The organism is Meiothermus sp. QL-1 (genome assembly GCF_003351145.1).
GTDB lineage: Bacteria > Deinococcota > Deinococci > Deinococcales > Thermaceae > Meiothermus.
In genome coordinates, this window is the sequence record NZ_QQSV01000008.1 from 95,263 (window position 1) to 106,616 (window position 11,354).

Sequence of the window (11,354 nt, forward strand, 5' to 3'; positions counted from 1 at the left end):
CCTCCTAGCAGCTAGGCCGCTGCCGCTGTACGGGTCTCGAAGGTAAGGCCCAGAGGGCCGAGGCCTACGTAGACGTGGGCCCCATCGGGCACTTCGCCTGCGAGGATTTTGCGCGAAAGCGGGGTCTCGAGCTCCCGCTGGATCACCCGCTTCAGGGGCCTGGCGCCAAAAACCGGGTCGTAGCCGCGGCTGGCCAGGAAGTCGAGGGCCTCCTGCGAGAGCTCCAGGGCAACACGGCGCTCGCTCAACCGGCGCCGCACGGCCTCGAGCTGAATCTGCACGATTGCGGCAATCTGCTCCCGGGCCAGAGGCCGGAAGACCACGATCTCGTCCAGCCGGTTGAGGAACTCAGGGCGGAAGTGCTGCTGCAAAACGCCAAAAACCCGCTCCCGAATGCCCTCGTAGCTCAGGCCGGACTGGATGCCCTCCAGAATCAGGGGGCTTCCCAGGTTGGAGGTGAGGATGATCACGGTGTTGCGGAAGTCCACCGTGCGGCCCTGGCCATCGGTGAGGCGGCCGTCGTCCAGAACCTGCAAGAGCACGTTGAACACATCCGGGTGGGCCTTCTCAATCTCATCGAAGAGCACCACCGAATAGGGCCGCCGCCGCACCGCCTCGGTGAGCTGCCCTCCCTCTTCGTAGCCCACATACCCCGGCGGGGCCCCGATGAGACGGGCCACGGTGTGCTTCTCCTGGTACTCCGACATGTCCAGGCGCACCATGTTGTTCTCGGTGTCGAAGAGGGTGGCGGCCAGGGTCTTGGCCAGCTCGGTCTTGCCCACCCCGGTGGGCCCCAGGAAGAGGAAGGAACCGATGGGCCGGTTGGGGTCTTTGAGCCCGGCGCGGGCCCGCCGGATGGCATCGGCCACCGCCCGGATGGCCTCGTCCTGGCCCACCACCCGCCGGTGCAGCTCGTCCTCCAGCCGCAAAAGCTTCTCCCGCTCGCCCTCCATCAGCTTGGCCACCGGGATGCCAGTCCAGCGCGAGACGATGGCCGCGATGTCCTCCTCAGTAACCATGGGCCGTACGAACTGCGCTCCGGCCATCTGGTCGGCCAGCTCGTTGACCTCCTGCTCCAGCCTGGGCAGCTCGCCGTAGCGGAGCTGGGCGGCCTTGTTCAGGTCGTAGGCCCGCTCGGCCTGCTCAATTTCCCTGCGCACCTCGTCCAGGCGCTGCTGAGCCGCGCGAAGCTTCTGCATCACCTCGCGCTCGGCCTCCCACAGGGCCTGCTGCTTTTTAATCTCGGCCTCGAGCCCGGCGATCTCCTTCTCCAGCTCGCCCAGGCGGAACTTGCTCTCGGCGTCGGTCTCCTTCTTGAGGGCCTCCCGCTCGATCTCGAGCTGGAGCTTCCTGCGGTTCAGGGCATCGATGCTCTCAGGCGAGGACTCCAGCGCCATGCGGAGCCGGGCCGCGGCCTCGTCCACCAGGTCGATGGCCTTGTCCGGCAGCTTGCGGTCGGCGATGTAGCGGTGCGAGAGCTGGGCTGCGGCGATGAGGGCCGGGTCGGAGATGCGCACCCCGTGGTGCACCTCGTACTTCTCCTTGATACCCCGCAGGATGCTCACCGTCTCCTCCACCGTGGGCTCGTCCACATAAACCGGCTGGAAGCGCCGCTCCAGGGCCGGGTCCTTCTCAATCTCGCGGTACTCGTCCAGGGTGGTGGCCCCGATCAGGTGCAGCTCGCCCCGGGCCAGCGCCGGTTTGAGCATGTTGCCCGCGTCCACCGCCCCCTCGGCCTTACCTGCCCCCACCACGGTGTGGAGCTCGTCAATGAAGAGGATAATCTGGCCTGCGCTTTGGACGGTTTCCTGGATGACCGCCTTGAGCCGCTCCTCGAACTCGCCCCGGTACTTGGCCCCAGCCAAGAGGGAACCCATCTGCAGGCTCACGATGCGCTTGCCCTTGAGCCCTTCGGGCACATCGCCCTTCACGATGCGCTGGGCCAGCCCCTCGACCACCGCCGTCTTCCCCACCCCGGGCTCACCGATCAGTACGGGGTTGTTCTTGGTGCGGCGTAGAAGAATCTGGATGACCCGCCTTATCTCTTCGTCCCGCCCGATCACCGGGTCCAGCTTGCCCTGCTCGGCCTGGCGGGTCAGATCCAGGCCGTACTGCTCCAGGGCGTTGTAGGTTCCCTCGGCATGCTCAGAGTTCACGTTCCGACCTCCTCTCACCTCGAGCATCGCCCGGCGCACCCCCTCCGCCTGCAGCCCCCCGTAGCCGGTCTCGGCCAGGGCCAGCAGGAGGGTGTCCAGAGCCACAAAGCGGTCCTTGAGCTCCGAGGCCAGCTTCTCGGCGCGCTCCAGAACCGAGGCCAACCGGGCCGACAGGTACTGCCCTCCTGGCGCGCCCGAGACCCTGGGCAGCCGGCCCAGTTCGGTCTGGGCGGCCTGGTAGATGCTGTGGGGGTCCTGCCCGGCCCTTCGCAGCACCTGCGCCGCCAAGCCGGCCGCATCGCGCAACAAAACCGTCGCCAGGTGGGGCAGGTCGATCTGGGCGTGCGCGGACTCCCGCGCCAGCACCTGGCTCTGGGCGATGGCCTGGCGGGCCTGTTCGGTGAAACGCTCGAGGTTCATACTAAGAGTAGTATGAAAGTTGAGCGTAATATTGTCAAGATTAGCCGGGCCTAGGCCTCCGACCCGCCAGCAGCCTCCAGCAACTCCACCAGCGTGCGCACCCCAAAGCCCGTGCCCCCCGCAGGGCCCAGGGCGTGGGGCTTCTCGCTGTAGGCCGGGCCGGCGATATCCAGGTGGACCAGCGGCTTCTCGGTGAACTGGGCCAAAAACAAAGCGGCGGTGATGGCCCCAGCGGCCCGGCTGCGCCCGTGGGTGTTCTTGAGGTCGGCGGTTTCCGACCTGAGCAGCTCAAGGTACTCCTCCTCCAGGGGCAAGGGCCAGACCTTCTCCCCGGCCCGCTCAGCGGCCTCCTGTACCTCGCGCCCAAAGCGGGGGTCGTTGGTGAAAAGCCCCGCTATCCTCTCCCCCAAGGCCACCACACAGGCCCCGGTCAGGGTAGAAAGCTCCACAATGGCCTCGGCTCCCTGCCGATCGGCATAGGCAATGGCATCGGCCAGGGTCAGCCGCCCTTCGGCGTCGGTGTTCATGACCTCGATGGTCTTGCCGGCCAGGCTCCCCAGGACATCCGAGACCCGGTAGGCCTGCCCCGAGATCATGTTCTCCGCTGCCGCCACATAGGCCCGCACCTCCACCCCAGGCCTGAGGCGGGCAACGGCCCGCATGGCCCCCAGCACGGCCGCTGCCCCGGCCATATCGCTCTTCATGGTGATCTGGTCGGCAGCGGGCTTCAGGGAATAGCCCCCTGTGTCAAAGGTAAGCCCCTTGCCCACCAGGGCCAGCACCCGCCGGGCCGGTCCTTCAGGCTTGTAGGTGAGCTGAATGAAGCGGGGCGGGTTGGCCGAGCCCTGGGCCACGGCATAGAAAGCCTCCATGCCGGCCTCCCTGATCTTTTTTTCATCCCAGACCTCCACCCCAAGGCCCAGCTCCGCCGCCAGCGCCTCGGCCCGGCGCGCAAGCTCTGCTGGGGTGAGCCGGTTGGGGGGTTCGTTGACCAAGTCCCGCGCATAGTTAACCGCCTCGGCCACCACCTCGGCCCGGTCCACCGCCGGGCCTGAGGAGCGGGCCAGCCACAGGCGCAGCCGCTCTGCTCGCCGCTCGGTGGTCTTGTAGCGGCCCCAGCTATACCCCCCCAGCAGGGCCCCCTCGGCCAGGGCGTAGCTGGCCTCCTTCTTGCCCAGCCGTTCGGCCAGGAAGGTCTCGCTTACGGCCTCGCGAAAGCCCAGCCGGGCCACCTCCTGCACCAGCTTGGCCCCGGCCTGCCGCACGGTCTCGAGGCTTACCCCTCGCCTTTTGCCCAGGCCAAAGAGCAGGGCAAACCTGGGCTCCGCCGAGGAATTGAGACTTACCAGCGCGCTTTCGCCCAGGTCTCCCTTAAAGCGCAGGGCCTCCATCACCCGGGACAAAGCCCCCTGGTACTTTTGGTCCAGCTTCTGGCCTTCCTCGCTCAATTCACCGCCCCAGACCCCCACCACCGCCAAAGGAGCAGGAATCTCGTCCAAAAAGCGCCGCGCCGAATTAACCTTTAGCTTCATATTCCCGCGAAATATACCACAGGATGGCCCAAAGGGCCCAGAAGCCCCCAAAGCCACCTAGTCCAGCCGGAAACGGGGCTCGGTCTCGTGCAGGCGCACCCGCTGGATGATGCGCTGGTCGTGTTCGCCCTCGTGGGTGCTGGCAATGACCGTAACGTAGTCGCGAATGGGGCTGCGGAGCACCTTTTTGGTGAGGACCTCCTCTACCTGGAAGATGCCGGCGGAATTGTTCATAATCACCCGGATTTCCACCGGAACCCGCTCACCCTTCAAAATCTGCACCTCGTCCACGGCCAAGGCGCTGATGGAGTGGATGTCCACCGAGCCCAGGGCGAAGGCCTTGCGCCCCCGGCCCTTGGTGATGTCGGTGCCGTCGGCCACCGCGGTGATGCCGGCCTCGATGGTGAGGGGCTCGGGGTCGAGGTCGTGGCAGTGGATGGCGTGGAGCATAAAGGCCCGCAGCTCGGTGCGCTGCTCGGGGTCACGGTAAATCTTCTCCAGGATGCGGTCCAAGATAGGCATGGCCAGCATCACGCTGAAGGCCTCGTGGCGCACGCGGTGGACCTGGTTGCCGATGTCGTGCAGCATGGTGGAGAGGAGAACCACCAAAAAAGCGTCGTCCAGGTCACCCACCCCGCTTTCTACGATGTCGGGGCGCACCCCATGGTCGGAGAGAAGCTGCAGGATGGTCACGCTGGCCGCGCCGGTCAGAAGAGCATGCACCCGTCCGTGGTCGTTGTAGCCCAGCTTGCGCACGGTGATGTAGTTGGCCATGTCCCAGTGGCCCCGGGCCTCGGGGTCTCCGCTCAGCATCTCGTAGGCCGAGAGGGCCTTGGGGTAACGCTGCAGCCCCTCGCGGATGGCCAGGTCGGCCTCCACGTAGAGCTTGGCCTTGGGCTGGGTGACCTGGACGGTGCGCTCGTTCATGACCGAACTGCCTTCCATGCCCTGATGGTAGGGCTGGTGCCCGGGAAGGGCCGTGACAAAAGACACACGCCTAGGCTCCCTTGAACTCAGGGGTGCGCTTCTCCAGGAAGGCCCGGGTGCCCTCCCGCATATCCTGGGTGGCGCAGGCCATGCCAAAGAGGTCGGCCTCGATCTCCAAAGCCTCCTGCAGATCGAGGTTTTCTCCCCGGCCCACCGCCTCCTTGGCCAAAGCCAGGGCCACCGGCGCGTTCTTGAGGATGAGCGCGGCCAGCTCCCGCGCAGTCTCCAGGGCATCCTCCCCCACCCGGTTCACCAAGCCCAGGCTGAGGGCCTCCTCCGCGGTCACATGCCGCCCGGTGTAGATGAGGTCAAGGGCCCGGCCCCGCCCCAGCAAGCGCGGCAGGCGCTGGGTGCCGCCGAAACCGGGGATGATGCCCAGGCCCACCTCGGGCAGGCCCAGCCGGGCCTTGTGGCTCGCCACCCTGAGGTCGCAGGCCAGGGCCAGCTCGAGCCCCCCGCCCAGGGCATACCCGTTGATGGCTGCGATGGTGGGCAGCGGCAGCGCGGCGATTTCGTTGAAGACCGACTGGCCCAGAATAGCGAACTCCCGCGCGGCAAAGACATCCTCCAAAGCAGCAATCTCGCCGATGTCGGCCCCTGCTACAAAAGCCCGCCCCTCCCCGGTGAAGATGGCCACCCGCACCCTAGGGTCCTGGGCGATGACCTCGGTAACCTCGGCCAGCTCCAAGAGGACATCCTGGTTGAGGGCATTGAGGGCCTGGGGCCGCCGAACGGTCACGAGGGCCACCTGGCCCTCCACCTCGTAGCCCAGATACTCGAACTCGGGTACCTCGAACTCGGACATAGACCACCTCCAGCCGGCCCCAAGCATACCCTACTTGGCCTCCAGCCAGTTCTCCCCTATGCCCACGCCCACCTCGAGGGGCACCGCAAACGACCAAGCCCCCTCCATGACCTCCCGCACCACCCCCGCCACCTCCTCGGCCCGCTCGGCCGGGGCTTCCACCAAAAGCTCGTCGTGGACTTGCAGGATTAGGTGGGCCCCCAGGGCCTCCAGCCGGGGGGCCAGCCGGACCATGGCCAGCCGCATCAGGTCCCCGGTGGCCGTGCCCTGGATGGGCATGTTGAAGGCCATGCGCTCGGCCGCCTCGCGCACGCTTTTCACCGGGGCGTTCAGATCGGGCACGTAGCGGCGGCGGCCAAAGAGGGTCTCCACATACCCCCGCTCCCGGGCCTCGGCCAGCGTTTTTTCGATCCAGGCCCGCACCCGGGGGTACGAGGCAAAGTAGCGGGCGATGAACTGCTCGGCCTCGGCGTGGGAAATGGAAAGCTCGCCGGCCAGCCGGTGGGCCGACATCCCGTAGAGTACCCCGAAATTGATGGTCTTGGCCGCCCGCCGCTGCTCGGGGGTCACCGCCTCGGGGGCGACGCCAAACATCCAGGCCGCGGTCTGGGTGTGGATATCCTTTCCCTCGCGGAAGACCCGGATGAGGTTCTCATCCTCCGAGAAGTGGGCCAGCACCCTAAGCTCAATCTGCGAGTAGTCGGCGGCGATGAGGCGCATGCCCGGAGCGGCCACGAAGGCCCGGCGAATCCGGCGGCCCAGCTCGGTGCGCACCGGGATATTCTGCAGGTTGGGGTCCTGGGAGGAAAGCCGCCCCGTGGCGGTGCCGGTCTGGATGAAGCGGGTGTGCAGCCGGCCTGTGCGGGGGTGGATGAGGCGGGGCAGGGGGTCGAGGTAGGTGTTCTTGAGCTTGGCCAGCTCGCGGTAGGCCAGGATGCGCTCGACAATCTCGTGCTGGCCGCGCAGCTCCTCCAGGGCGCTGGCCGCGGTGGAGCGCTTGCCGGTCTGGGTCTTGCGCCCAGGAGCCCTCAGGCCCAGCTCGTCGTAGAGGACGACCTCGAGCTGGTCGCGCGAGTTCAGGTTGAAAGGGCGCCCGGCCAGGCGGTGGACGGCGGCCTCGAGGTAGCCCATCTCCTTGCTCAGCTCCTCCGAAAGGGCCTGCAAATAGGCCGTATCGAGCTGCACCCCCCGGGCCTCCATGCGGGCCAGCACCGCGCCCAGGGGCCGCTCTATCTCGCGATAAAGCCAGACCAGCCGGGCATCCTCCTCGATGCGCGGCCAAAGCGCCGCCCAGAGCGCCTCGGCGGCCTGGGCCCTCTGGGCGGGGTCGTCGCCCCAGTCCCCCACCCCATAACGCCGCAGGGTGCTGGCCGGATCGGTATTGGAAGGGTCGTAGAGGTAGGCCAGCAGCAAAGGGTCGTCGCCCGGGGGCACCCAGAGGCCCTCGCGCAGGGCCAGCGCCGACAGGTCCTTGGCCAGCAGGGCCCTGAGCTCGGGGAACCGCCCGAGCTCCCCCACCTCCGGCCGGGCGCGGTAGACCCGGGCCCCCGCAGCAGCAGCCAAGCCGGTGAGACGGGCCCACATGGGCTGGGGCCGGTCCAGGGTGTAGCCCAGAAAGGCCCCCGGAGGCGGCGGCCAGGAGGCCTCCTCGGCCTGGGGGGGTGCGGCCAGCAGGCCCAGCTCGCGCAGGATGGAGCCAAACTCGAGCCGCTCCAGCACCTCCCTCAAAGCAGCCCAGTTCGGCTCACGGCGGTGGCACCCAGAAAAATCAAATTCGATGGGCAGGTCGGTCTGAATCCGGGCCAGGCGGCGCGAAAGCTCAACGCTTTCCCGGCTCTCCTCTAAGCTCCTCTTCACCTTGGGCGGCAGCTCGGCCAGGTGGGCCCAAAGCCCCTCCAACGAGCCCCAGGCCGACAAAAGCCTGGCAGCGGTCTTCTCCCCAATCCCCCGGGCCCCAGGCAGGTTATCGGAGGCATCGCCCACCAAAGCGCGGAAGTCCACCCACTGGTCCACCCCCACCCCGTACCTCTCCACCACCGCCTCCGGGGTCATGACCCGGCCCTCCGGGAGCACCACGCTCACCCGGGGCGAGAGGAGCTGGAAGCTGTCCCGGTCACCGGTGAGAATCCGCACCGGGTAGCCGGCCTCCTCAGCCCGGCGGGCCAGGGTGCCGATAACGTCGTCGGCCTCGTAGCCGCCCAGCTCGAAGCGCCTGAGCCCCAGAAGGTCCACCAGCTCCTTGATGCGCTCGAGCTGCAGGGGAAAGTCCTCCGGGGTGGGGGCCCGGCCGGCCTTGTAGCCCTGGTAGGCCTCATGGCGAAAGGTCTTGGCCGGGGCGTCGAAGACCACCACCACGCAGTCGCCGTCCTCGCGCAACAGCTTGAGGAGGCTGCGCAAAAACCCGTAGATGGCCTGGGTGGGCTCCCCGCGCGAGGTGGTGAGCTTGCCAAAAGCGAAGTAGCTGCGGTAGGCCAGGTGGTGGCCGTCCACCAGCCAGACGCGCTGGGGGCCCTGCCCTTCCGCGAAGAGGCTAGGCTGCTCCACCCGGCCATTCTATCCTGATGACACCTGGACAACCTGGACGGGTTAGACTGCAGGTGCGCAGAAAGGGGCAGAAGATGAGAAAAATCATGCTGCAGGCGGGGCTTTTGCTGGCTTTCGGGCTGGCCCAAAACGAGGCTCGAGTGGAGGTTGTGGCCCACACCTGGCGCATCCAGGACGGTTTTCTCAAAGTAGCGGGCGAACTGCGCAACCCTTACCGCGAGGCGCTCTGCTTCGTAGAGGTCAACTTCCGCTACCTGGACGAAAAAGGACAGCCCATCGAGGTGGAGCGCTTCACCGCCCGCGAGGCCGGCTGGATGCCCAGCGACGGGGTGATGGCCGATCGAGACGTGGTGCCGCCCGGTGAGACCAGCTCGTTCTACCGCTCGCGCGATCTAACCAAGCTCAAGACCAGGCCCGTTCAGGTGGAGATCCGGGCCTACGGCCTGCGCCTCAGGTCCATGCCCACCACGGCGGCTTTGAGCGAGGTCGGGGTCGAGAAAACAGGGTCCAACTTCCGGGTCCGGGGGTTCTACACCGCCTCCGGCCAGCCTGCCCGAAACCCCTCGGTGGTCGCCGTGGGCTACGATGCAGCTGGCAAGCCCCTGATCTCCTCCCGAGTATACTTCACCCAAAATGGCTCGGCCCTGCGCCAGGCTGTACCCGGCCAGCGCTACCCCTTCAGCCTCCTGCTTTCCGGCGAAACCGGCGCCGTGCAACAGGTTCGCGCCTACCCCTCCTGGGAGTGCGAGTAGCCCTAGATGCCTGGCGGCACGCTCCTTGGGATGCTGCGCGCGTAAATCTCGGCCTGCCGTGCGGCTTGGGGACCGTTGGTATAGCGAACCGCAACCTCTACCCGGACCGCACCGATCAGGGCGTTGGGGCTGCTCGTGGTAAGCCCACTTACAGAGCCCAGGACAGCCAAAACCCTATCCACAGAACTCTCGCTGCCGGCGAAGTAGAGCGAGCCGAGGTTGGTCCGACCTGGGTCTACAGAGTCGGCGATTACCCCCCGGGCGTGCAGGGGCAGGCTCAACCAGTTCTGGGCTATCTGGGCAGGATTGGTGTTGGCAGGCCAGCTTACCCCCCGCACCTGGTACTCTGCCAGCACAAAGCCGCTGTTCCCCTGGGTCTGGCCCAGGTCCGCTACGAAGGGTGCGCGGGGCTCCACGCGGAATACGAACCCACAGTACAGCGCACCCGCGACAGGGCAGTAGGCGCTGTTTGGCGGCAGGAGCACGGCCAGCGCCTGGCTACCTGTGGTTACAACCAGCCCCCCAGGCAGGATGATGGGAACATTGTTCGGATAGATGTAGGCCGCCTGGGCAACGATATCGGAAAGCCTCAGCGTAGCCAGGCGCACGTCCTCGTGGACCTGGCCCGCCAGGACCTGCCGGCTGGTCAGGTTCTGGTTGTTGAAAAGCAGGCTGCTGGCCAGGGTCAGGACCACACTGAAGATGGCCATGGCCACCAGAAGTTCCACCAACGAAAGACCCTTGTTGCGCATAAAAAACCTCCTAACGCAAGGCCGAGGAGTTGGGGTTGCCCACGTCCACCACCAGCCGGGTCCTGAGCTCACCGCCCCGGAAGACCGAGATCACCACCCGCCTCAAAGGAGGCTGCCCGCTGCCGGTGTAGGCGGTCCCGTCGGGGTTGAGGCGGGCGGTGGCATCGACGGTGGCCGAGAAGCCCGCAGCGGTGAGGCGGGCGTTCAGGGCCGAGAGGTCCGGGGACGTGCCGGCTATGAAGTTAGCCGGTACGCTCCAGTGCGTGCGGTAAAGCTCGGCCACGGCCTGGGCATACTCGGTGGCCACCGCGTTCCGCCGGCTCTCCTGGGCTATGCGGAGGCTGCCCCCGAAACTGCTGGCCAGAACCCCCAGGGCCACGGTCAGGATGGCCAGGGCCACCAGCACCTCCACCAGCGTAAATCCCCTCCAGCTCACGGCAGCACCACCTTTCCTGTGGGCAGGAGAACCACGGAGCGGCTCCTGTTGCCAAGCGCCAGCTCAATCCGGTACTGGCTCAAAGGAAAGCCCCGACCCGCAAACTGGATGGGGCCCGCAGGGCTCACCGAAACGATGCGCGCCCCGTGGGGCAGGGTTCGGCTTCCCAGGGGCCCGTCGCTGCTAGACCAGGACAGGCTACCTCCCCCCACCGCCAGGTCCACCCGGTACCCCCGGCTTTCGGTAAGGGCCCGCTGGCTCACCTGCTTGAGCACCTCGGCCAGTTCCATCCGGGCCTGGTTCAGGCGCTGGCCCTCCAGATACCGGACCAGGCCGACCGCGGCAATGGGGGTCAAAATGCTCAAAACCACCAGCGCGACCAGAAACTCCACTAGCGTAAAACCGGTCCTCATGGCCCACCCCGCCTGTAGTCCATCCTTAGGCGGATTTCTTCGGGCAGGTAGCCCACCTCAAAGGGATAGACCTCCCGCTCGCTGCCATCCACGAACCGCAGCACCCAGCGCCCATCCCGCCGGGTCACGTAGTCCACGGTTGAGGGAGCAATCCTCTCCAAGGATTGTTCGGCCAGCCTGGACGGGACCGAAGAGGAAGGGTCCTCGTCCTCCACCAGCACCGCCGGGCGGGCCTGGGAAGTCACCGCAGAAGCCTCTTCCCGGGGCCTCAGCCACCACAAAACCCCTAGCAGCAAGACCGCCAGTACAACCAGCCACCTCTCCATTAGCGCACCCTCTCGCTCGGATCGGCCGATACACGCCAGCCGATGGTCTGCCCTGGATTGCCAAGCACCATGTTGTAGCCGTAGCCGCCGTTGCGCAGCCGGTGGTCGTGACGACTCCCCGTTCTTCAGAACGGGGCTTCTCGGTTCACGCGGAAGCGGCTACCCGCTGTCCATCCCCGAGGGCTCCGTCCAAGCCCAACGCCAGAATAACCTTTGCGGCAGCCACGTCCC

At 66.9% G+C, this 11,354-nt stretch carries 10 protein-coding genes; 1 reads left to right on the plus strand and 9 read right to left on the minus strand.

The window, feature by feature from the left end; all coding sequences use genetic code 11:
- Positions 1-11: 11 nt before the first annotated feature.
- From clpB to polA, 5 genes are read right to left on the minus strand one after another with little or no spacing between them, the layout of a single operon-like run.
- Positions 12-2,576 carry an ATP-dependent chaperone ClpB gene (gene clpB / locus DV704_RS09290; protein WP_114799301.1) on the minus strand — a complete coding sequence of 855 codons (2,565 nt, stop codon included), beginning with the start codon at positions 2,574-2,576 and terminating at the stop codon, positions 12-14.
- Positions 2,577-2,626: 50 nt separating this feature from the next.
- Positions 2,627-4,108, minus strand: a complete 1,482-nt coding sequence (locus DV704_RS09295) for a leucyl aminopeptidase (RefSeq protein ID WP_114799302.1) — start codon at positions 4,106-4,108, stop codon at positions 2,627-2,629.
- Between the two features lie 57 nt (positions 4,109-4,165).
- Complete coding sequence (locus DV704_RS09300) at positions 4,166-5,053, minus strand: phosphohydrolase (RefSeq protein WP_199489971.1); 888 nt, start codon at positions 5,051-5,053, stop codon at positions 4,166-4,168.
- A gap of 52 nt (positions 5,054-5,105) precedes the next feature.
- Complete coding sequence (locus DV704_RS09305) at positions 5,106-5,900, minus strand: enoyl-CoA hydratase/isomerase family protein (RefSeq protein ID WP_114799303.1); 795 nt, start codon at positions 5,898-5,900, stop codon at positions 5,106-5,108.
- Positions 5,901-5,930: 30 nt separating this feature from the next.
- Complete coding sequence (polA, locus tag DV704_RS09310; protein WP_114799304.1) at positions 5,931-8,444, minus strand: DNA polymerase I; 2,514 nt, start codon at positions 8,442-8,444, stop codon at positions 5,931-5,933.
- Between the two features lie 74 nt (positions 8,445-8,518).
- Between polA and DV704_RS09315 the strand changes: the two genes are divergently transcribed.
- Positions 8,519-9,196 carry a hypothetical protein gene (locus DV704_RS09315; protein ID WP_114799305.1) on the plus strand — a complete coding sequence of 226 codons (678 nt, stop codon included), beginning with the start codon at positions 8,519-8,521 and terminating at the stop codon, positions 9,194-9,196.
- A 2-nt stretch (positions 9,197-9,198) separates the two neighbouring features.
- On the opposite strand, the gene DV704_RS09320 is transcribed toward DV704_RS09315, so the two are convergent.
- The 4 genes from DV704_RS09320 to DV704_RS09335 are packed head-to-tail and all read right to left on the minus strand — an operon-like array spanning position 9,199 to position 11,123.
- Entirely contained in the window at positions 9,199-9,948 is a 750-nt protein-coding gene (locus tag DV704_RS09320; RefSeq protein ID WP_114799306.1) for a PilW family protein, read from the minus strand.
- 10 nt (positions 9,949-9,958) lie between these two features.
- Positions 9,959-10,384 carry a prepilin-type N-terminal cleavage/methylation domain-containing protein gene (locus DV704_RS09325; RefSeq protein ID WP_114799307.1) on the minus strand — a complete coding sequence of 142 codons (426 nt, stop codon included), beginning with the start codon at positions 10,382-10,384 and terminating at the stop codon, positions 9,959-9,961.
- Entirely contained in the window at positions 10,381-10,797 is a 417-nt protein-coding gene (locus DV704_RS09330) for a Tfp pilus assembly protein FimT/FimU (protein ID WP_369911149.1), read from the minus strand. The genes DV704_RS09325 and DV704_RS09330 overlap by 4 nt, the downstream gene beginning before the upstream one ends.
- On the minus strand, positions 10,794-11,123 hold the full coding sequence (locus DV704_RS09335; RefSeq protein ID WP_114799308.1) for a hypothetical protein: 330 nt from the start codon (positions 11,121-11,123) through the stop codon (positions 10,794-10,796). The genes DV704_RS09330 and DV704_RS09335 overlap by 4 nt, the downstream gene beginning before the upstream one ends.
- Positions 11,124-11,354: the final 231 nt, after the last annotated feature.